This is a genomic window from Bacterioplanoides sp. SCSIO 12839 (genome assembly GCF_024397975.1).
Classification (GTDB): domain Bacteria; phylum Pseudomonadota; class Gammaproteobacteria; order Pseudomonadales; family Oceanobacteraceae; genus Bacterioplanoides.
The window spans coordinates 972,064-994,249 of the sequence record NZ_CP073745.1 but is presented as its reverse complement, the minus strand read 5'-3'; the positions used below and the strand labels follow the sequence as shown (position 1 = coordinate 994,249).

Annotated in this window: 18 protein-coding genes; 11 read left to right on the top strand and 7 right to left on the bottom strand. The window is 47.6% G+C overall.

What is annotated here, in order from left to right; translation table 11 throughout:
* Nucleotides 1-126: 126 nt before the first annotated feature.
* Nucleotides 127-1,716: a nitric oxide reductase transcriptional regulator NorR gene (gene norR / locus KFF03_RS04610; protein ID WP_255859199.1), complete on the top strand. Its 1,590-nt coding sequence runs from the start codon at nt 127-129 to the stop codon at nt 1,714-1,716.
* Here the strand turns inward: norR and KFF03_RS04605 are convergent.
* Nucleotides 1,700-2,524, bottom strand: coding sequence for a hypothetical protein (locus KFF03_RS04605; protein ID WP_255859197.1), 825 nt, complete (start codon nt 2,522-2,524; stop codon nt 1,700-1,702). The genes norR and KFF03_RS04605 overlap by 17 nt on opposite strands.
* A 153-nt stretch (nt 2,525-2,677) precedes the next feature.
* Here KFF03_RS04605 and KFF03_RS04600 point away from each other — a divergent pair, with 153 nt between their 5' ends.
* Nucleotides 2,678-4,216 (top strand): YfaP family protein, encoded by a 1,539-nt coding sequence (locus KFF03_RS04600; protein WP_255859196.1) that lies wholly within the window; start codon nt 2,678-2,680, stop codon nt 4,214-4,216.
* A gap of 49 nt (nt 4,217-4,265) precedes the next feature.
* On the opposite strand, the gene bioA is transcribed toward KFF03_RS04600, so the two are convergent.
* Nucleotides 4,266-5,561 (bottom strand): adenosylmethionine--8-amino-7-oxononanoate transaminase, encoded by a 1,296-nt coding sequence (gene bioA / locus KFF03_RS04595; RefSeq protein ID WP_255859194.1) that lies wholly within the window; start codon nt 5,559-5,561, stop codon nt 4,266-4,268.
* A gap of 157 nt (nt 5,562-5,718) precedes the next feature.
* Between bioA and bioF the strand changes: the two genes are divergently transcribed.
* From bioF to KFF03_RS04570, 5 genes are all read left to right on the top strand, one after another.
* Complete coding sequence (gene bioF / locus KFF03_RS04590; RefSeq protein ID WP_255859193.1) at nt 5,719-6,888, top strand: 8-amino-7-oxononanoate synthase; 1,170 nt, start codon at nt 5,719-5,721, stop codon at nt 6,886-6,888.
* Nucleotides 6,885-7,679, top strand: coding sequence for a thioesterase domain-containing protein (locus KFF03_RS04585; RefSeq protein ID WP_255859192.1), 795 nt, complete (start codon nt 6,885-6,887; stop codon nt 7,677-7,679). Before bioF ends, KFF03_RS04585 begins: the two co-directional genes overlap by 4 nt.
* Entirely contained in the window at nt 7,666-8,520 is an 855-nt protein-coding gene (bioC, locus tag KFF03_RS04580) for a malonyl-ACP O-methyltransferase BioC (protein WP_255859191.1), read from the top strand. The genes KFF03_RS04585 and bioC overlap by 14 nt, the downstream gene beginning before the upstream one ends.
* A 157-nt stretch (nt 8,521-8,677) precedes the next feature.
* Nucleotides 8,678-9,391, top strand: coding sequence for a dethiobiotin synthase (bioD, locus tag KFF03_RS04575; RefSeq protein ID WP_255859189.1), 714 nt, complete (start codon nt 8,678-8,680; stop codon nt 9,389-9,391).
* Between the two features lie 82 nt (nt 9,392-9,473).
* The gene (locus KFF03_RS04570; RefSeq protein ID WP_255859188.1) at nt 9,474-10,496 is read left to right on the top strand and encodes a cyclic nucleotide-binding domain-containing protein; all 1,023 of its coding nucleotides are present in this window, start codon (nt 9,474-9,476) and stop codon (nt 10,494-10,496) included.
* A gap of 67 nt (nt 10,497-10,563) precedes the next feature.
* Here the strand turns inward: KFF03_RS04570 and KFF03_RS04565 are convergent, their stop codons facing one another.
* Entirely contained in the window at nt 10,564-11,166 is a 603-nt protein-coding gene (locus tag KFF03_RS04565) for a peroxiredoxin (protein ID WP_255859187.1), read from the bottom strand.
* 76 nt (nt 11,167-11,242) lie between these two features.
* On the opposite strand from KFF03_RS04565, the gene KFF03_RS04560 reads away from it, so the two are divergent.
* Nucleotides 11,243-12,004 (top strand): TonB C-terminal domain-containing protein, encoded by a 762-nt coding sequence (locus KFF03_RS04560; protein ID WP_255859186.1) that lies wholly within the window; start codon nt 11,243-11,245, stop codon nt 12,002-12,004.
* A gap of 13 nt (nt 12,005-12,017) precedes the next feature.
* Here the strand turns inward: KFF03_RS04560 and KFF03_RS04555 are convergent, their stop codons facing one another.
* Nucleotides 12,018-13,169, bottom strand: a complete 1,152-nt coding sequence (locus KFF03_RS04555) for a hypothetical protein (RefSeq protein ID WP_255859185.1) — start codon at nt 13,167-13,169, stop codon at nt 12,018-12,020.
* A gap of 143 nt (nt 13,170-13,312) precedes the next feature.
* Here KFF03_RS04555 and KFF03_RS04550 point away from each other — a divergent pair, with 143 nt between their 5' ends.
* The gene (locus KFF03_RS04550; RefSeq protein WP_255859184.1) at nt 13,313-14,488 is read left to right on the top strand and encodes a helix-turn-helix transcriptional regulator; all 1,176 of its coding nucleotides are present in this window, start codon (nt 13,313-13,315) and stop codon (nt 14,486-14,488) included.
* A 20-nt stretch (nt 14,489-14,508) separates the two neighbouring features.
* Here the strand turns inward: KFF03_RS04550 and KFF03_RS04545 are convergent, their stop codons facing one another.
* The 3 genes from KFF03_RS04545 to KFF03_RS04535 form a co-directional block, all read right to left on the bottom strand.
* Nucleotides 14,509-15,540: a helix-turn-helix transcriptional regulator gene (locus KFF03_RS04545; RefSeq protein ID WP_255859183.1), complete on the bottom strand. Its 1,032-nt coding sequence runs from the start codon at nt 15,538-15,540 to the stop codon at nt 14,509-14,511.
* 214 nt (nt 15,541-15,754) lie between these two features.
* Entirely contained in the window at nt 15,755-18,823 is a 3,069-nt protein-coding gene (locus tag KFF03_RS04540) for an efflux RND transporter permease subunit (RefSeq protein ID WP_255859182.1), read from the bottom strand.
* A 22-nt stretch (nt 18,824-18,845) separates the two neighbouring features.
* Nucleotides 18,846-19,925: an efflux RND transporter periplasmic adaptor subunit gene (locus tag KFF03_RS04535; protein WP_255859181.1), complete on the bottom strand. Its 1,080-nt coding sequence runs from the start codon at nt 19,923-19,925 to the stop codon at nt 18,846-18,848.
* 159 nt (nt 19,926-20,084) lie between these two features.
* Between KFF03_RS04535 and KFF03_RS04530 the strand changes: the two genes are divergently transcribed.
* Both KFF03_RS04530 and gcvT read left to right on the top strand, forming a co-directional pair.
* Nucleotides 20,085-20,753, top strand: coding sequence for a TetR/AcrR family transcriptional regulator (locus KFF03_RS04530; protein ID WP_255859180.1), 669 nt, complete (start codon nt 20,085-20,087; stop codon nt 20,751-20,753).
* A 315-nt stretch (nt 20,754-21,068) separates the two neighbouring features.
* Nucleotides 21,069-22,166: a glycine cleavage system aminomethyltransferase GcvT gene (gcvT, locus tag KFF03_RS04525; protein ID WP_255859178.1), complete on the top strand. Its 1,098-nt coding sequence runs from the start codon at nt 21,069-21,071 to the stop codon at nt 22,164-22,166.
* Nucleotides 22,167-22,186 lie beyond the last annotated feature (20 nt).

Sequence of the window (22,186 nt, the reverse complement as noted above, 5' to 3'; positions counted from 1 at the left end):
CATTACAATTAACACCACCCCAAAATAGTCATATTGACTACAAAAATAAAATGTCATTATGACTACATGATGTTATAAACACTCACTCACAATATCCCTATACTGCCCTCTTCCGAGTATCACGCGATGAGTCGTATCTCTCTGAACACCCTGATTGAGCTTGCCATCGACTTGAGCCATAGCCTGATCACAGACGACCGGTTTGAACGTTTACTGAGCCATATCCGCAAAGCCATTAACTGTGATGCCGTTGTCCTCCTGACGCTGCAAGGCGAGCATCTCAAACCGCTGGCGCAACAGGGGTTAACAGCAGAAGTGTTAGGGCGGCGTTTTGAGATTCAGCAGCATCCACGTTTTGTTGAAATCTGCCAGGCGAAGTCACCGGTGCGCTTCAGTAGTAAGTCGGAATTGCCCGACCCTTACGACGGCTTATTAATGGCAATGGAAGGTGATTTACCCGTGCATTCCTGCATGGGACTTCCCTTGCTGTTTGATGGCAATCTGATCGGGGTATTAACCCTCGACAGTCTGACACCTGACGAGTTTGATGATATTCCTGAACGTACACTGGATATTATTTCTGCCATTTCAGCTGCCGCATTAAAAAATGCGCTGACGTTAGAGTGGTTTAAACGTGATGCCAGCCACGCCAAAGCGGTTGTCGAAGAACTAACCCAAGAGGCATTAACCAAAGATGGGGGCGAACTGATCGGCGAAAGTGATGCCATGCAACGTTTAAAACGTGAAATTGATATTGTTTCCGGGTCAGATTTCACCGCACTGATTTATGGAGAAACGGGGGTTGGCAAAGAGCTAGTTGCCCGAACCATCCACCAACAATCACGGCGTCGTAATGGCCCTCTGGTATATGTGAATTGCGCGGCTCTGCCGGAAAATTTAATCGAAAGTGAATTATTTGGCCACGTAAAAGGCGCCTTTACCGGAGCCAGCCAAAGCCGGGCGGGAAAATTCACCATTGCCAACGGTGGTACTTTATTTCTTGATGAAATTGGCGAGTTACCGCTGGCCGTTCAAAGTAAATTATTACGAGCGTTACAAAGCCAGGAAATTCAGCCCGTTGGCCAGGATAAAACCCATCAGGTGAATGTACGGATTCTTGCAGCAACCAACCGAGATTTACAACAGGAAGTCGAAGGCCAGCGCTTCCGAGCCGACTTATATCATCGCTTAAGTGTCTACCCGCTAACCGTACCGCCTTTACGTCAGCGTAAACAAGATATTGTACTGTTAAGCGGCTATTTTGTAGAACTGATGCGCCGCAAATTAAAACTGACCCAGGTTAAATTTGATCACGATGTTATACCCTATCTTAATCGGTACGACTGGCCCGGTAATATTCGTGAACTTGAGCATTGTATTAATCGTGCTGCATTAAAAGCGCGCAGTCGTCAGCCGCATTCCGCGATGGTGACGATTAATCTGGTAGATATGGGAGAGCTGCATTCAACTATGATTGAAAATCCCCTTCCTAAAACAAACGCCATCATCGACACAAGCTTCAACATCGATATCAACGTCAGTCTGAAACAAGCAACCGAAGATTTTCAGCGCCAGATTATTTTACAAGCGCTGGAGTTAAATCAAGGAAACTGGGCCGCCGCCGCTCGTCAGCTGGGTATTGATCGTGCAAACTTATCGCGCCTGGCAAAACGGCTGGATATTCAGGTCATTAAAACTGTCAGAGACAATCGTTGAGTTTTATAGCCTGCAAGCGGGAAACTTGATCAGGAAAGCTGTCAATTTGTTTTAACGCCATTTTATAAGGTTTATGCAGGTGTTTTTTCAGGTAGCGGGTCGCGCTTTTGTTATCAATATTTTTTAACCGACAAAATAGCGCCAACACAAATACATTATCGAATTCGGTTAATGCCGGTTGACGATTAGCCATAGCGTTGTAACAGCTGCCACACCCTCCACGAATGGTATACGACGAGTTAGCCAGCAACACACCAAAGCCCATAAAGCCTGCTAATAATTCACTGGCTTCGGCAAATAATTCCTGCCCACCCGGTGGCAATACCCGCCCTTGTACCACCATATGCTGCGCTAATACATGAGCATAACTGGCGGCCATATCTTCGGGCTTTAACGTTTGTTGCGGATTATAAAATACCTGTAATGGCTGATCGGTGGGAATTAATTCGTTGGTCGTATTTAATTGTGAATCACGCGTTATGTGCTCCAACATCGGTTGTGGCGCAGGAGGCAGCTGACACTGAGGATCTGCCTGTAATTGTTGTGTCGATAACAACTGCAGCGGCCAGTGATTCAACCCGGCATAACGCTGTGTATGCTGAAAAATATTAGCGGCTTTTTCCTCTACGCTGGCAACACGCCCGGGAAAGAACTCATTGTTTGGCTGAATAAGTTGCGTGCGCTGAAAGAATTCCTCTGCATCAAAGGTTTGTAATGCCCAGGAAAATGTTTCGAACACCCACTCGGCGGTGGCCTGGTCAACTAAGGGTTTAGATCGGAAAAATAACGTCTTTACAATGCTGGGCACAACAATTACCTGAATAGTGTTATCAGAGATGGATCAAGATGAGGACAGCTTAGTCAGGAGAAAGTTCAAACATAACAGGCCAGTAATATTGACACTCATATAAACAGAGTATAACAATAACGGCCCCCTGAAACTGAAATAAGGATTTGTTTCATGAAAAAAATTCCGCTTCTTTTATTAACCTCTTCAATCCTGGCCGCCTGTGGCGGCGGATCTGGTGGCAGCTCTGACCCACAACCACTCCAGGAAGACCCGACAACGAACCCTGATGGGCAACAAGGGGGTCAGCAAGAGCCTGAAGAAAAAACGGAACCTGAGCAGGTAACCAGCAACAACATTTCTGACGCAATCAGTATTCCGAACGCCCAGCAAGTTGAGGTATCAAGTGACTCCATACCTGATTCGCTGGATTCTGTTGACTCATCGAATGTGGAATCAGTCGTTGTAACCGCAAACTCCAACTATCAGCTCGCCTTGAGTGTGCCTGAGGATCAGGTACCCAGCGGTAAAAAAGTAGGTGGATACATCATTGAGTTGCCGGATAGCAGCCAGCTGTTCATTCCAGCACAACAGTCAAGCAGTCAAGCATCAGCTTTTACAACGTCTTCTGCAGCCCTGGCTGATACCAAGAAATCCAAAGCCACAAAATACTTAAGACCGGCGATCACAACACTCGAGTCACCGGTAATCAATGAAAATACCGCGATGACTGGCACGACTGAAGTCACCATTCAGGGCTGGAGCATCGATGACTTCAACCTTGAGTCAAGCCTTGAAGACCTCAAGTTACGAATCTACCCGCTGTTGGTTAACGAAAGCATCACAACCGTTGATAGCATCGATGATATTGATCTGACAGACGAAAGTAATTGGGTGGGTATTCAGGAGCTGGCTCTAAATGTTGAAGCCGTTGCCACAGCACCAATCCAGATTTCATTAACCTGGAATACACAAACTGACCTTGACCTGTGGGTTGTTGAGCCAAACAGCAATAAAATTTATTACGCGGATAGGTTATCCAAAAGTTCATTAGGCTGGCTGGATTACGATAATACCGAAGCTTATGGGCCTGAAAATATTACTTTCCAGTATCAAATGCCAGAAGGTGAATATAAGGTTTTTGTTCACTATTTTGATGGGGATGCCGATACTGATTATTCAGTGGTTGTTGCGCAAGGTGATGAAGTCGATCGTTATACCGGCAGCTTTGATGCAAACCAAAGCAATGGTAATGCAGATGAAGATCTGAATGCCGATGATGCCAGTGTTGATGCTATTACGACCATTAATGTAGACAGCACTTTAAACGCAACATTGTCAGCAAAAGTGCCGCTAAATCAATACACTGGCACTTGGAAATTGCCTGAAGAGTCATCAAGTGAAGGCTATCTGGTCATTCGTGACGATTTGATCATCGCCTATTACCTGGAAACTTACCAAGATACTACTCGTTGCATCGGTTACCCGTTGTCAATCAGTTATTTGCCAACGGGAATGCGTATTGAGAATGGCCAGCTACAAGCCAGTGACGCGTTTTTCGCTGACATAGACGAAGAGTCATTTACTTACCGCTATCTAACTCTGGGCCAGGCGACATTACCAGAAAACTGCACGATAGCAGTAGCTGACAATGATGATGAAGACAATGAGGGATCTATCTCTGATAATCCTGAGCCTATAGAAATCAATTAACCCGGCTCGCAGAGCATTACAAATACTGTAATGCTCTGCCTTTTACCTTTTAACTCATGGAATCGCTTAACGCCCCCACCATGCCTGCCGTCAGCTGCGCCAAGTCCTCATCACTCATCACAAACTGCGGCATCACGTACACCAGCTTACCAAACGGGCGGATCCAGATACCACGTTCGACACAAGCCGGTTGCAGAGTTGCCATATCCACCGGCTGTTTCATTTCGATCACACCAATGGCACCCAATACACGAACATCTGCGACGCTGGTTAATTCACGTGCCGGCGCCAGACCTTTCTCCAAGCCTTTTTCGATACGAGAAACCTGAGCCTGCCAATCGTTTTCGATTAATAAATCGATGTTTTCACACGCCACCCGACACGCCAGCGGATTACCCATAAAAGTTGGCCCATGCATAAAACACCCGGCTTCGCCGTTGCTGATGGTTTCTGCCACATGAGTGGTTGCCAGCGTGGCCGCCAGACTCATATAACCGCCGGTAATGGCTTTACCAACACATAAAATATCCGGGGTAATATCACCGTGTTCGCACGCGAATAACTTACCGCTGCGACCAAAGCCGGTGGCAATTTCATCGGCAATTAATAACACATCAAATTCGTTACATAATGCCCGTGCCTGGCGTAAATATTCCGGGTGATAAAAACGCATGCCACCCGCGCCCTGCACAATCGGCTCAAGAATCAGAGCGGCAATGTCATTGTGATGCTGCTCCAGCTTGTGACGCAGCGGTAGAATATCATCCGGGTTCCAGTCACCATCGAATGGCGTTTGTGGTGCCGGTACAAAAAACTGCTGCGGCAAAATGCCGGAGAATAAATGGTGCATACCCCGCTGCGGGTCACACACAGACATAGCACCTAAGGTATCGCCATGGTAGCCATGCTCTAATGCCAGTAAGCGATTTTTATTGGGCTTGCCGCGCGCGTGTTGATATTGAATCGCCATTTTAATGGACACTTCAACTGACACCGAACCGGAATCGGCAATAAACACTTTATCCAGACCATCCGGCGTGATGCTAACCAAGCGCTTGGCCAGTTCAACCGCTGGCGCATGAGTTAAGCCACCAAACATCACATGACTCATGTGTTGTAGTTGTTCGGCCGCTGCCGCATTTAAACGTGGATGATTGTAGCCATGAACCACACACCACCAGGATGACATGCCATCAATCAGCTCACGACCATCTTCCAGCGTTAAACGTACACCACTGGCACTTTTCACCGGCCAGATATTGCCCGGCGTGGTCATTGAACTGTACGGATGCCAGATGTGCTCACGATCAAAATCCAGATCGACGCTGCGTTGAAAGTCAGACATATACACTCCTGAGGCCAGATGATCGGTGATTTATTCTCTCGGTCATAATGATGACGACTAACCCGCATCCAGTAAACCTACAAACGACAGTCTAGTTGACCACTGGTTTGGCGCATTTATCATGATTACCTTCCATGATTGAGGAATCCCCTGCCCAATGAGCTGGAACCAACGCATTCAACACGCCCTGCAACAGCGCGATGAACAGCATCTGCGCCGCCGCCGCGTCTCATTAGACAGCCCGCAGCAAGCGATGGTAGAAATTAACGGCCAACAGCTGATCAACTTTTGCTCAAATGATTACCTTGGTCTGGCGTGTGAAGGTGGTGAAGCACTGGCTCAAGCAGCCCACAAATGGAACCTCGGCAGCGGTGCCTCCCATCTGGTGTGTGGCCATACTCAAGCACACCATGAATTAGAACAGGCACTAGCCGATTACACCGGCTACCCACGTGCCTTGTTATTCTCCAGCGGTTTTATGGCCAATGTTGGTACCATTGCCGCACTGGCACAACGTGGCGACCTGATTTTTCAGGATAAACTCAACCACGCTTCACTACTGGATGGTGCTCAATTAAGCCGGGCTAAATTATTACGTTATCGCCATGCCGATTACACTCAGCTCAATAATATGCTTGAAAATGCAACCGAAGACAGCGGTGAAAAGCTGATTGTCAGCGACAGTATTTTCAGCATGGATGGTGATTTGGCCGATGTCCGCCAGCTCAGTGATATTGCCGAAAAGCACAATGCCCTATTGATGATTGATGATGCCCACGGTTTAGGCATTCTTGGGTCAAAAGAAAAAAATCAGGGCAATGGTGTTCGTGATCATTTTGCCTTAACACCGGAACAGTTACCGGTTTATGTTGGCACACTGGGTAAAGCACTTGGCGGCTATGGTGCCTTTGTCGCTGGTAGTGAGGAATTGATCGATTATTTAATTCAGTTTGCCCGACCGTATATTTACACCACGGCACTGCCACCCGCACTGGCAGAAGCCATGTTATTTAATCTGGAATTAATGAGGCAGCCTCAACGGCGCGAACAATTAACCCAGCATATTCGTTATTTTCGCCAGCGGGCTGGTGAAATTGATCTGCCGCTAATGCCATCCGAATCGGCCATTCAGCCTTTATTAATTGGTGATGCGGATAAAGCACTGACATTAAGCGAAGCCTTAAAACAGCGAGGCTTGTGGGTGAGTGCTATTCGCCCACCGACGGTGCCTGCAGGCAGTGCTCGCTTGCGCATCACTCTAACCGCCAATCATACCCGCGAACAAATTGACGCCTTGCTCACTGCATTAGAGCAGGTGATGCAATGAACTGGGCTATGTTACATAACGACAATACCCAAACCTTGTATTGCTGGTTTCCCGGCTGGAGTTTTCAGGCCAGTGTTTTTGAGCCATTGTACCGTGATATTCCAGCGACACATTTAGGGATAAATTACCCAGAAAAAGGGGAGTTGATTGAGTTCGCTCAGCAATCGGCCCAAGAGTTAGTACAGTTTATTCAAATAAACCAAAGCACAACCTCGTTTAAAAATGTCATTTTTATTGGCTGGTCATTAGGTGGCGCCCTAGCGGTACATTGTGCTCAGGCGTTTCAGCAATTATCGGATATGCCAATTGCATTAATAACACTGGCAACGGGCGAACGGTTTTTACAAGAGGCCGGCACTTCAGAACTCAAACCGTCAACACCTACTATTTCAGCACAAGGCATGGAACCGAAAACATTTGCCACTTTTTCTGCCAGCTTAGAAAAGTTTCCGACCAAAACCGCCAAACGCTTTTTAGGTTTATGTACCCAATACGCTGACAATGCTCGGGAATTAATGCGTGAGCTTGCCAATCGTCAAGTCAGCGATGAAGCCACATTGATTCATTCGTTGAGCTGGCTGAATTACCAGACACTGCCAGCCTTACAGGCTCAGCAGTTGCACGGTTATTCAGAGCAGGATGGTTTTAATCCACGCCAACTCTCCCCGGCTTTTTATTGTGACGAAAAAAGTCATGTTTTTTTTCTAACTGAACCCGGCAAAAACAAGGTTTTACAGACTCTCCACCAGCTGGAAGCTCAAATATCAGGAGTAGCGTATGACGGTGATTAATCTGGATGCCCTGACCAATCAAAATAAATGGGCAAAAGACACACATCAGACTCGTGATAAAAAACAAGTTGCTCGTCAGTTCAGCCGCGCCGCCAACAGCTATGACCAGGCAGCTACCATTCAGCAGCAAGCGATTGAGCGGTTATTAACCTTTTTACCGCAGAAGCCCAATAACGATTTAGGCCACTGGCTGGACATTGGTTGTGGCACGGGCGCTGCATTTAAGCCGTTATTGAATACTGGGATTCGTCATGTTACCGGTGTCGACTTGGCTGAAGGTATGCTGCAGTTTGCTCAGCAACAATTTTCCCAGTCGTCGCTGATTCAACAGTTGGAATTTGTTCAGGCTGATGCCGATGTTTTACCCTTTCACGATGCGAGTAAGCAGGGAATTTTTTCCAGCCTGATGCTGCAGTGGAGTGAAAACCCATTACACACCTTACATGAGTGGCAACGGGTATTAGCGCCCGATTCAACACTCGCCATTGCAACCTTATTACCCGGTACTCAGCAGGAATTAAGTGATGCCTGGCATCAGATTGATGAGCGCCCACATGTGAATCAATTTGTTGAAAAACAGCGGTTGCTTAATATTTGTGAGCAATTAAACCTGGAAGTGATTTCTCAACATCAGGAATGTTTAACCGAGCATTATGATTCGCTCACTGAGTTATTACGCAGCTTAAAAGCCATTGGTGCAACGAATGTGAACTCGGGCCGAAAATCTGGCCTTGGTGGCCGTGCCGCTTTGAGGTTGCTTGATCAGTTTTACCCGCGTGATGAGCACGGAAAGTTACCGGTGAGTTATCAAGTGCTTTGGCTGGTTTTACGCAAAAGTTAACCATATTCACAAGGCCAATACTTTCAGCCGCCGCCCCGAAGGCACATCCCTGTGCCTGCCGGGCTACCGCAACATCCTGTTGCTGCTATTGAAAGCATCGGCCTCGTAAATATTTGATGATTTAAATCTGTCCATTGGGGAGATGATGGGATAACGAATGAAACGCTACTTTATAACCGGTACTGATACCGATGCCGGAAAAACCCTGGTCTCTTCCGCGCTGCTGCAAAAAGCGCAGCAACAAGGCCTCACAACATTCGGTTTAAAACCGGTTGCCGCCGGTTGTGAATCTGTCAAAACGGATAATGGTCTTCAATGGCAAAATGAAGACGCACAGCTGCTGCGCCAATACAGCACCGAACAACAGGAATACTCACGTCATAACCCTATTGCCCTTCAAGCGGCCATTGCCCCTCATATTGCCGCAGAGCAGGAAAACACCGCCCTCTCCTGCAATGATTTGTTAACCGCCTGCCAACCCGGCTTAAGCGTAGCGGCTGATTTTCAACTGGTTGAAGGCGCTGGCGGCTGGTTAGTCCCTCTCAACAACACTGAAACACTGGCCGATTTTGCGGGTGAGCTGGATGCCGAAGTGATTCTGGTAGTGGGTCTGCGCCTGGGCTGTATCAACCATGCGCTACTCAGTGCCCAGGTGATTCAGAACTGCGGCGCCAAACTGGTTGGCTGGGTCGCGAACAGTCTATCCGCTGATATGGAGGCTCAAGCCGGAAACCTGGCCTTTCTGCGCCAGTGGTTTGAACATCGTCAAATCCCGTTACTCGGCCATACACCTTATGTTGCGGGCATCGACCGAACACAACCGGAGCAGCTACAAACCATTACAGATTGCCTGACGTTGCCAACAGTTTAATGCGTGAGCTTTGCTATGCTTAATGTGCACAGCCACCAGGTCGGTCGAAAGATCGGCCACTTAAGCAGACCAGAAGAGACGTATGGAAAGCACGTTACGCATTGAGCAAATCCAGCATTTTGTTCCCTTCGATGAATTGTCCGAAGCAACCATCGAGGAACTCATGCCGCACTTTCGCTACCACCAACTGAACAGCAAACAAATTCTGTTCAAACGGGGCGTTGAAGATGACGAGTGCCATTTTTTGCTCAGTGGTGAACTGGATCTGGCGGACGATCAGTTCAATATCACCAAAATTCATGGTGAAGAAGATGAAAATTTCCTGGCGCTCGACAGCAGCCACCCCGTTCATCGCTGTGCCGCCATCACTCAGTCCGCCTGCAGCTTCTTCTCGATCAAACGCCAGTATCTGGAACTGATAACCACCTGGTCTGAGTTACGTCAATCTTATGAAGAGCAGGATGAAGAAGCCGACTGGCTCGAAGCCTTACTCACCTCCCGGCTGTTTAACCGAATTCCACCCGCCAACATTCAGCAGCTGCTGATGCGCTTTAATGAGCGCCGTGTTGCGTTGGGTGAAGTGATTATCAAAGAAGGCGATAGCGGGCAGGAGTGTTACGTCATCAAATCCGGTAAAGCTGTAGTTACCCGCATGAATAATGGCAAGCCTGAAACCCTGGCCGCCATTACCACTGGCACCTTATTTGGTGAAGATGCGCTAAACAGTGCCTTACCACGCAATGCGACCGTAACAATGTCGAGCGATGGTGAACTGATGGTATTAACGCAGGACGATTTTAATCGCCTGCTGAAAAACCCGGTACTGGAATACCTCAACGAAGCGCAGTTACACGAATTGATTGAAGATGGAGACACGGGCACCATAGTGATTGATGTCCGCACCCGCCAGGAGTCCATCGCCCATCCGCTCCCCAAAGCCAGGAACATCCCTTTGGCCAAACTGCGCAGTGAACTACCTGGGCTTTCTCCTGAGTTTGTTTATGTGACTACTGGGGAAGCCCGTGGCGAAGCGGCGGCCTATATTCTCAATGAGGCTGGCTTTCAAACCAAAGTGCTGCGTTTTGATGAGCACCTCAGCGATTGATCTTCAACGCTGAAAAACAGGCATAAAAAAACCCGCACTTGCGGGTTTTTTTAGCATCTGAAAACGCTTACAGCTTGTCAGACTCAGCAGACAGGTACTCAGCAACGCCTTCCGGAGAAGCATTCATGCCTTTGTCGCCTTTATTCCAGCCAGCTGGGCAAACTTCACCGTGCTCTTCGTGGAATTGCAGTGCTTCAACCAGACGTACCAGCTCATCGATATTACGGCCCAGTGGCAGGTCGTTGATGTTCTGAGCACGTACCAGACCTTCTTTGTCGATCAGGAAAGCACCACGCAGAGCAACACCACCAGCAGTCTCAACGTCGTAGGCTTTACAGATACCGTGATCAATGTCTGCAGCCATAGTGTACTTAACCTGACCAATACCACCGGCATTGATGTCAGTGTTACGCCATGCGTTGTGAGTGAAGTGAGAGTCAATCGATACAGCGATCACTTCAACACCCAGCTCTTTGAATTTGTCCATACGGTGGTCCAGAGCGATCAGCTCAGACGGACATACAAAGGTGAAATCCAGTGGGTAGAAGAATACAACGGCATATTTGCCTTTGATGGTTTCAGACAAAGAAAACTCATCAACAATGCTGCCATCGCCCAGTACCGCTGGTACAGTGAAATCAGGGGCTTGCTTACCTACTAATACGCTCATCTTAAAACTCCTTTATTGATTTTTCTGGTTCAATACGTTGTGATCGCAATCTGCTAAATCGGAGCTGATATCATACATGGCACTTCAGGCTAATCACACATTTATTCTGGCATTGATGCTTTCACTGCTGGTTCATGGTGCCGTGGTATTTTATCAACGCGCGGAAGAGCCAGCACAGACGGCCAGAGTCCTTCAGGCACAGCTGATGACGCAACCACTGCAGTCTCCCGATAAAAAAAATCAAACCGAGCAACAAGAGCAAAAAGCGACCAGCATCAGTACGGAAGACTCGACTCAACCACCCGAAGACATTCCTCAACCGGCGCCACAACCGGAACAGGCAGCAGCCGAGCCTGAAACACCAGAACAACGGGAAGTCCCCCCTCTCCAACCTCCAACAGAGGTAGTGACGGCAACTGATAGTGAGAAAAAAATCCGCTCACCTGAGCAGATGACACCGATTGAGCGGCCACAACCCACATCGAAGGAAAGTGAAAACCAAAGTGCGATTGAAAAAACCGAAGAGAAACACAAAGCTCAGACTCAGCAAATCAGTGATCCGGTCGAGCGTGATTATGTTCAGCGATTATTGGAACACTTAAACCGTCGGTTAATTGCTCCGGCAGAGATGAGCGGTAAAGTCCGCCTACGGTTAACGATTCAGTATCGGCAAATTGCCACACAGGTTGAGATTATTGGAAGCTCCGGCAATCCGGTCACTGACGACTGGGTAAAAAAAGCGGTGTTGGCCGCAAATCCTTTTCCGCCAACACCCAATGAGCTACCTCAACCCTTTATCTTTTCTCCAACCCTGGATCTGGATAGTTATCAGAAATAATATTCCAGAGAGACTAATTACAAACACTGCAACTCGACCTTAAACCAAACGCGCTATCCAACTGCTGGCAAGACAGAGAAACACCTTGCTGGTTATTCTGGCCGGCGTATAAACAAGCCGCTGAACAAAAGCTACTGGCCTGAATATCGTTCGGACCTGACCAGGCACTGTCACAATCAATGGAGTCGCTATTGCCATCACTGCCAGAGCCACTATCATAGTTATCGCTATTCTGAATAACTGTTGCACCATTAGCATCAACCTTCACCTGAGCCACTTCGGTGTAGCCACTTCCTAAAATATTTGAATAATACTTTTCGTGACCATCGGTATATCGGGTCAGAGAAGAAAGCTCATAACGTTCCCCGTTGATCATAAAGCTGGCATCCAGTGCAATTTCAGCCTCGTCTTCTCTCGAGCTGCTTTCAGACTGGATGGCACCATTAACTTTGAGCTCAATATCCAGCAACTCTAAACCACCCTGATCAAAGCTGGATGACGTCGAATATTCTTTATTGTAAATAACAAAATTAAAGAGCTCTTCAGGTGAGTCATACCATCTCTCATCAATTAAAACCGGCTGACTGAATGATTCGGGCAACGACTCATAATGCCTATCATCAATATAATGCAAGCGTCGATACTCACCTTCTATTTGCGAAAAGGATAAATAAAAACTGGCATTATCCTGATTAAGTACGGTGCCATTGCCTAAAACTTCCGGACTATTGTCTTTATCCAGTTTCACCTCGACGGATAAGCGCGTAACCACCCCAATATCACTCTCTTTGCGATCAGCTGGATCTTTGCAACACTTGCTCAAGCTGACGTATGAAGAACCTGAAACCAGGTTATTGTCTGGGTCAACCGTAATGATCTCGATATTTGTTTTGAATGAAGTGCCGCTTTGATCATAAGCATTAGTTGATTGTGAAGCAGAGCCTCGCCGGTTCACTTTAAAACCACTGCTGGCCGTCTGGTTTCTGGTTAACGAAAGTTGAAAATAATTCGGTGAGCTAGTGAAATCAGCTTGTTGTAAACCATCTTGGTTACTATCACCCTCACCTGAGCCAGTATCAGCTCCAGAATCCGGACCACTGTCTGACTCCGCACCACAGGCAGTTAACATCAGCACCAACATCAGAGCAAACGTATTACGTAACATGCTATTTCCCTACAGATTATAGAATCACGCCATGCTAAATTTCACACATCGATGCGGCTACCCCAAAAAACCGGGGTATACACTGACTAAAAATTATGGCAATAAAATAGGCCAGATAACGATAAACAGGAACCCTGAAAACGATGTCACGTCGTCCAGTTAGCCAGGAAGTGCAGGCAGAAGCGCCAATAAAGAACATCGCACCACAAGACCAACATCTGGTTCAGTTACTTTTTGAAGCCAATCATCAAATCAATGGCTGGGATACTTTCCTGACGACATTTGCTGATCACTTTCAATTACGCTCTTGCCATTTATACGCTTACAACCCAACAACGATGGACATACGCTTTCAGGAATGGGCCGGATCGCCACCGAATGAGCATTTTTATCAACTGTATGTCGAGGAATATATTCACCTCGATCCATTGCAGGCCGCCCTTCATCAATGGCCAGTGCAAACCTTTTATTCCACCAGCTTACACAGCCCAATCAATGAGATTGAAAACTCTAAGTTTTTTAAAGGTTGGTGTGACCCTCAGGACATACTGGCAGGCTCTGCTTGTGCGTTTATACGTGAAGATCAATGCATCCTTGCAATTAATCACACACGATCACATAGCGTTGGGCACTACACAACAGAAGAAATTGAACGCCTTGACGCCTTAGCACCATTAATCAAAAAAGCACTGGATTTGCGTTTAATGATTGCCGATTGCACCAAAGACTCCGACCGATTACAGCAAGCGGTTAATCAGCTTCCGTTTGCTGCCGCGCTGTTTAATGAGTTTGGTGAAGCGGTGATGATTAATGAGCAGATGCGAACGCACTTTTTTGATCAGGATAGGTTTTCTCTGGGCGCAAATCGCCAGGTCTGTTTTGGCAGTAGCGAAGTGACCCGCGATATATATGTAAATATCACAGAAAGTATCTGTCAGGCCAAAGGCACCAGCCTGGTTTATACACCTCAGGATGTTATTTTTAAGAAAGGTGATACTCAGTTCAACCTTCAGGCACAGGCATTAACAGAGCACAATGAAGAGCAGCAACAAACCTTTATTGGTGCCATTGTTTATGCCATTGATTTAAACAACCAATATGAAATTGATCCACTTAAATTGAATAAGCTGTTTAACTTTACCAATAGTGAAGCTCGCTGTTGCCAGTTGCTTGCAAAAGGAATGGCGGTAAAACACATTGCACAAACACTGGAGAAATCGGTTGAAACCGTCACAGAGCAGCTTACCAGCTGTTATCGTAAGAGTGGAGTTCGTGGCCAGGTAGAGTTAGTGAGCTTAGTGCGTGCGTTACCCGGCTAAAGCCAAAACTGTTTTTCAGGCTAACAACCCGGCAAGCTGGCCATCAAACTGATGAATTGCAACTGGGTTTTACTGTTGGTCTTGTTGTAGCAGGAGCGCAACTGCTCACGTACCGTATGCACACTACGCCCTTCAGACTCAGCAATTTCAGTTACCGACTTACCACAAACAAACAGATAAGCGCAGCGTGCTTCCCGCTGAGTCAGCCCGAACAAGTCACAAAGCTTATCTTCACTCATAGCATCCAGTAATTTTGAACTAAGCAAGTAGAGAAGCCATTCCCCCTGTTCATCCTGTTGCAGCACCATCTTCGCCTGACTGCCATCAGTAAGCACCATGTCAAATTGATATATGGCTGCAAGGTCATTTTCAACAGTAGCCTGCTTTTTCAGAGCAGTATTATTTGCGAAAGCTTTGACCGTACCGTGCACTAAAGATGGAATATTAGCAGGCATTAAACTTTCAGGATTTAATACACCAGACTCTGTTAAACGACGCATTTTATCGTTCTGCACAATCAGCTTTCCAGACTCATCCAAACTTGCTACCGGTATCCGAAACTGATTAAAAACAGCCTGAATACGCATACGATCAAGTTCACTGGAATTTTTCGCGGCCTGCAATCTGTGCTCTAACTGAACGGCACTCACCACATAAGGCATCAGATTATTTAAGCGGATTTCATCGCAATCCTTCAGAACCAGAGCCACAGTGCAGTACTGATCAACCGCAACAACCTGGCAATGCGCCCCAGCAATATGAATGGTTAAATCACCCCGATCAACACAAGGCTGAATGACTTCAGATAACGTACTGGGGTAATCCGGTTGGCGGCATTGAAAACCGTCAGTAGCAGAATACCCCAGCACTGACGATTCTGCTGGCCAGAAGCGAAATACGGCACAGTAATCCAACGACCATAAAACAACTAACTTCTCGGCAAATTTTTGCCAAAAATCAGCCGCATCAACCTCTAACAAATACGCAACCAACTCCTGATCCGTAGCACAGGCTTCAGAGGCATTCGATAAGGTCGTATTTGTGCCGTTCATCCGTTGATTCACATACTGAAGTTAAATGGCCTTACAGCATGCCTGAATAATTCTGTTAAGGCCAAAGTCCCTGATTCTAAAATGACTTAGCTCCAAGGTAACTTAGATCCCAAGTCACTTAGATCCCAAGTCACTTAGATCCCAAGTCACTTAGATCCCAAGTCACTTAGATCCAAAGTCACTTAGATCCAAAGTCACTTAACTCCAAACCTCGTTAGTCCTGGTCAGGCATTTTCCCCAGATAACGGTACAGCACCGGCACCACAATCAGAGTCAGTAAAGTTGATACCAGTAAGCCACCAATAATGGCCCAGCCCATCGGTGACCACATACTGGAACCGGATAATGTCAGCGGTAATAAACCACCAATTGTCGTTAATGTCGTTAATACAATCGGTACAAACCGCGTACGGGCAGAGGCGGCAATCGCTTCTAATTGCTCCATGCCTTCGCGGCGCATCTGGTTTGCATAATCGACCAGAATAATCGAGTTATTTACTACAATTCCCACCAGCGACGTTAAACCAATAAAGGCGGTAAAACTGAAGGTATAGCCGGTTAGGAACAGCGCTAAAAATGCACCAATTAACGCAAACGGAATGGCAGCAAAAACAATCAGTGGCTGAATAAATGAGCGGAACTGCAACACCAATACCGCGAAGATACCAAACACGGCCAGAATCAGCGCTTTTGCCATACCACCAAATGCTTCTTTACGGTTTGCCTGTTCACCGCCCACGGCATACCGTACGCCATCCGGCCAGGCGTATTGATCCAATTGCTCAATCACCTTATTAGTGACCACCTCAGTTGTGAAACCGGGCAACACATCCGCCGTGATACGAGCCATACGTTCAGTATCGTAATGTTGGAAGCGAGCAATACTGGTTTCAGGCTTCACTTCAGCAACTTGTCGCAATGGCACCAGCTGGCCTGTGGCCGTGGCGATCTGAATATCATCAAAGGTCGCTAATTCAGGGCGTGGGTATTCGGATAGGCGTAATACCAGGTCGTATTCTTCACCGTCATCATCACGGTATACACCCATTGGTAACCCCACCAGTGCGGTACGAATTGTTCGGTCGATACTGTTCAGCGGAATACCCAGCATGGCGGCTTTATCGCGATTAATATCCACCTTTAAATCGACTTTGAATTTGCCAACTGGATTATCCACACCCACAATGCCCGGCGTTCGATCCATAATATCGGCAATATCTCTTGAAACCGCCTGAATTTTATCCAGGTCTTCCCCAATAATACGAATAGCCACCGGGGCTTCAACCGGAGGGCCTTGCAGCAGTTCTTTTACGATAATTTGTGCACCGGCAATATTACCCAACTCGTTGCGCAAGGCTGCTACCATAGGCTCAACCGTTGGCAAATCTCCCTGCTTTAAGGTGACAAACAGCTGAGCATAATTCACCGTTTGTCGTGCCGGGAAAATGTTGTAATACATACGTGGATTACCACGGCCAACGTTCTGAGCAATATCCACGACCAATTCATGCTCAGAAACAATGGCTTCAACCCGGTCAGCCATGATTTGAGTTTGTTCAAAACCCGTGCCTTCCGGCATATCAATATTCACCAGAATCATTGGTTTTTCAGCTTTCGGAAACAGGCTCACGCCAATAAACGGGAATAGCGATAAACTGCCAAATAATAAAGCAAAAGAAATAACCAACACTTTGGCCGGATGTCTGAGAGCACGATTCAGCCAATGGTTATAAGGGCCAGCAGCTATGGTTTCCAGCTTGGCTTGTGCTTTAGTGGTTTTGCTCGCTGCCGAACCTAAACGACTGGCAATGAGTGGCGTCAGCGTTAAAGCAATTAACAATGAAGCAAACAATGTTAATACCACAGTAACCGGCATCGCCCGCATAAACGTACCAGAGCCGTTTTGCATTAATAACATCGGGAAAAACGATAAAACCGTGGTTAACGTACCACTGGCAACGGCCCAGGCCACCTGAGAACTGCCTGCAATTGCTGCTTCTTTCGGAGAGTCACCATCGCGTAAATGGCGTGCTACATTTTCCACCACCACGATGGCGTTATCGACCAATAACCCTAGTGCAATCACCAGCCCTACAATCGACATTTGTTGCAGGCCAAAGCCGGTTAAATCCACCCAACCAATGGCAATAAAAATCGACAGAGGAATCGCCGTCACCACGACCAGTGCCGGTTTAAAACCGAGCACAACCACAGACAGCACAGCGACCAGAATCAGCCCCTGATTTAAATTATCAAAAAAGCCACTGATTTGTTTTTTAACGCTCTGGCTCTGATCCATGACCGTATGAACTTCAATATTGTCAGACAGGCGTTTTTCAACATACTGATCCAATGCCGCCTGAATACCTGCCATCACATCAAAAATTTGTGTGCCTTCACGCTGCACCACCGAGATAAACACCGCCCGGCGGCCATTTAATTTGGCGCGGTAACTGGGCAAACTTTCGGTTAACGAAATCTCTGCAATATCGCGCAAATAAATAAAACGTCCAACAGTACTGTCGTTGCCAGCATTGAGGCTACGGGCACGAACGACCGTCTCACCAATGGCATCCAGTGATTCATAATCGCCACTGGTACGAACCGTGAAGCGTCGTGGCCCGGCGTTGGCATGACCGCCCGGTAAATTTTGCGCAGCCGTTGCAACCGCACGCTGAATTTCATCCAGGCTGATGCCCATACCATTAACGGTTTGCTGATTGACCTGAATCTGAACTTCTAATTTAGGCAGCGCATCAACATCCACCCGCTTAACACCAGAAACTCGCTCAAGTCGCTGCTCCAGTGCTTCAGCGTGACGTTTTAATTCTTTATAGCTGACAATCTCAGACACCAATGCCAGCTGCAATGTATTCACATCTGAGGGTGAAATTTTATTAATGCTTAAATCGACAATACCGTCTGGCAATTGATCCCGCACCTGAGCAACGGCCGACACGACGTCATCGTATTTATCTTCGGGATCAGTACCGTATAAAAACTCCACCCGAATAACCGCCAGGCCATCTTCAACACTGGTTTTAATATCTTTCAGGTCATCCAACTCATTAATGGCAGATTCAATCGGATCGACCACCAGCTTTTCCATATCCAGAGGTGTGGTGCCCGGGTTCACGACTTTAATAATGGCTGCCGAAAAATCGAATTGTGGATCTTCAGAACGAGGCATGGTGAAAAACGACACCCCCCCCAACAACACCAACAATAAAAACATCACCAGAGTAAACTGGTGATTACGAATAGCTAACGCCGGTAACTGCATGGTTTATCTCCGCTTCCTGACGTTATTGGTTGGCAATGGCTTGATTCAGAATATTCAGTTTGCGGCCAGGCTGAACATAAGGCGCACCAGCAACAATCACCTGAGTCCCTGCTTCCAGTCCGGTAACCACTAAATATTCGCCATCCAGACCAATCAGCGGTAAATGACGACTGACCGGCTCACCATCTACCACGGTATAAATATCCACACCACCCGCTTCACCTTTCACCATCGCAGAAACCGGTAATAAAGATGCCTGAGTTCGTTCGCTCGGCATAATCGACGCCTTACCAACAAAACCGGCTAACAGTGTGCGCTGAATTCCCTGTTGATTATTGCCAGACAAACGCAGCTCCACCTCAAAGGTTTGCGTGGCATCAGCACGGCCTGCTAATTCACTGATGTGCGCAGCAAAGATCTCACCCGGATACGCATCAAACCAGACGGTCGCTTTATCATTTAACGCCAGGCGGACAATATCGCGATCGGTTACGCCTGCCCGTAATACCCAGCCGGTGTTGCTGGAAGCAAAAACAAATGCAGGCTTACCAATCGATACCAGCTCATTCGGCTCAATAAAGCGCTTTAAAATACGACCGGCAGAAGGCGCACGAATAACGGCATGGCGCTGGTTAAAGCGGGCGACGGTTAAATCGGAACGTGCCACATCGACCTGAGTTTCCGCCTGCTGCAAACGATCAATGGAGAGTGCATTAGACCCCTGCAACGATTTAAAACGTTCCAGATTACGCTCAGCATTACCCAATACCGATTCGGCCTTGGCCACCTGCGCATCAATCTCTTCCAGATCAAGCGACGCTAATACCTGTCCTTTTTTCACCCATTGACCATCGTCGACGACAACTTTGCGAACTAAACCCGCGATTTTAAAAGCCAGCGTCTGCTCTGATTTATTCTCCAGCAAACCACTGATATGAATGTCGCGGGCATATTCCACCACCTGAGATTCCATCACCTCAACCGGCAGTGGTGCCTGCGACCACGACGGCATACTGAACACGCTCAGTAACAACACAGGAATACACAAGGAACGAATGCGGCGCTGGCTCAGCGAAGAAAATAAATCTGCAATGAAAAACATAAATTGCCTCTTATAAATTGCCGATTAATGTGGCTCGATATATTGCATGTTTACGATGAACACATGTTATGACATCCATGTTTACAGCGTCAACAACTCGATTGACAGCAACACCATACTTGGATTGAATGACAGGCAGAGACTCAGATGGACCCATTGATGAACACCCCTTCCACACCTACCGCCGACAGCGGCCTCAATAACGACAGTCATAACAGCGAGAAAAGAGGCCCGGGCAGTTACCACCACGGTAATTTGCGGGCAGCACTGCTGCAGGCCGCGGTTGAGCTGATTCGTGAAGCCGGTGTTGAAAAGCTGAGTTTGCGAGGCCTGGCACGCAAGGTGGGGGTTTCTCAAACCGCTCCGTACCGCCACTTTCAGGACAAAAACCACCTGTTGGTTGAAATCGCTAAACAAACCTTTGAAGAATTGGCGCAAGCTACCCGCGCTTTAATTGATCCGAGCTGCTCCGCAACCAAAAACATTGAAGCCGCTGGCAAAGCGTATCTGAACTTTGCCATTCACAACCCTGAGCGCTACAAACTGGTTTTTGGCCCCAGCATCGAAAATCGGGCGGAATACCCAGACCTGATTGACTCTGGGCAAAAAGCCTTTGGCATTTTGAAGCAACTGGTCGAAGCCGGTATACAACAACAAGAATTACTCGATGAAGATCCGCAGATTCTCTCAACCACCTGCTGGTCAAACATTCATGGTTTTGCTGCACTCGCGATCGATGGCTTTTACGATCGCCAGGTCGCTTTTTCAGACTTTGACACCTTACTGAACAGCCATGTTCGTCTCAGCATTCGTGGCATTGTTCGCTGATCTGAATTCACAGGCATCCGATCAGTACTGAGCAACTCAACCGAATCACCCAAAACTTAACTACCCAGACAACTTCGCATGTAATAACGGGACTGAAAGCCCGGATATTCACTGGCCTCAGGCCCACCAAACCAATTTGTGTACCATGGTGCAACTTTGTAACCAAAAAGGATGATTAAGCTCGACTTAAGCGCTATACTGCCCGACCTTTTTTTATGGTTGCCCGACAATCACTCACTGAGCAAACGCTGAGTACACATACCGTGTGAAAACAAGCGCCGGGCAAACAAACACGAACAGGCAGGACAGGACTCTATGGGTAATCAAGCGGCGGGAAAGCAAACGGCTCTGTACGCCAAGCACGTTGAGGCCAACGGTAAGATCGTTGATTTTGGTGGCTGGGATATGCCAATTCATTATGGCTCTCAGATTCAGGAACATAACGCCGTACGCGAAGATGTGGGTATGTTTGATGTATCCCACATGACCATCGTTGATGTAAAAGGCAGCGATGCCAAAGCCTTCCTGCAAAAACTGCTGGCCAACGACGTCGATAAGTTAAAAGACACTGGCAAAGCGTTATACACCGGCATGCTGAACGAAGATGGCGGCGTCATCGACGACCTGATCGTCTACAACATGGACGGCTGGTACCGTACGGTTGTGAATTGTGCAACGCGCGAAAAAGATCTGGAGTGGATGGACAAACAAAGCAAAGGCTTTGAAGTCTCTTTAACTGAGCGCCCGGAATTGTCGATGGTGGCGGTGCAAGGTCCAAACGCCATTGCCAAAGTGAAACAAGTTAAGCCGGAATCAGCTGAACTGGTTGGTAGCCTTAAGATCTTCCAGGGTCTGCCACAGAGCGACTGGTTCTTTGCCCGTACCGGCTATACCGGTGAAGACGGCTTAGAAATTATGGTGCCAGAAGCCGAAATCGCTGATTTCTGGCAAGCACTGGTCGATGCCGGTGTTCAGCCTGCTGGCCTGGGCGCGCGCGATACGCTGCGTTTAGAAGCCGGTATGAACCTGTACGGCAACGATATGGACGAAACCATCAGCCCATTACAAGCAGGCATGGGTTGGACCATCGCCTGGGAACCAGCCGAGCGTGACTTTATTGGCCGTAAAGCATTGGAAGAAGAGAAAGCCAAAGGCGATATTCCAAAGTTGGTTGGTCTGGTGCTGGAGACCCGTGGTGTGATGCGCTCTCACCAGAAAGTGGTTGTCGATGGCATCGGTGAAGGTGAAGTGACCTCAGGTACCTTCTCCCCTAGCCTGCAGCACTCGATTGCAATGGCGCGTGTACCTAAAGGTACCGGCGATAGCTGTGAAATTGAAATGCGTGGCAAGTTGATTCCTGCCCGCGTTGTGAAACTGCCGTTTGTACGTAACGGTAAGAAGGTTTTTGAGTAAGCCCAAAGAATTCCGATAAC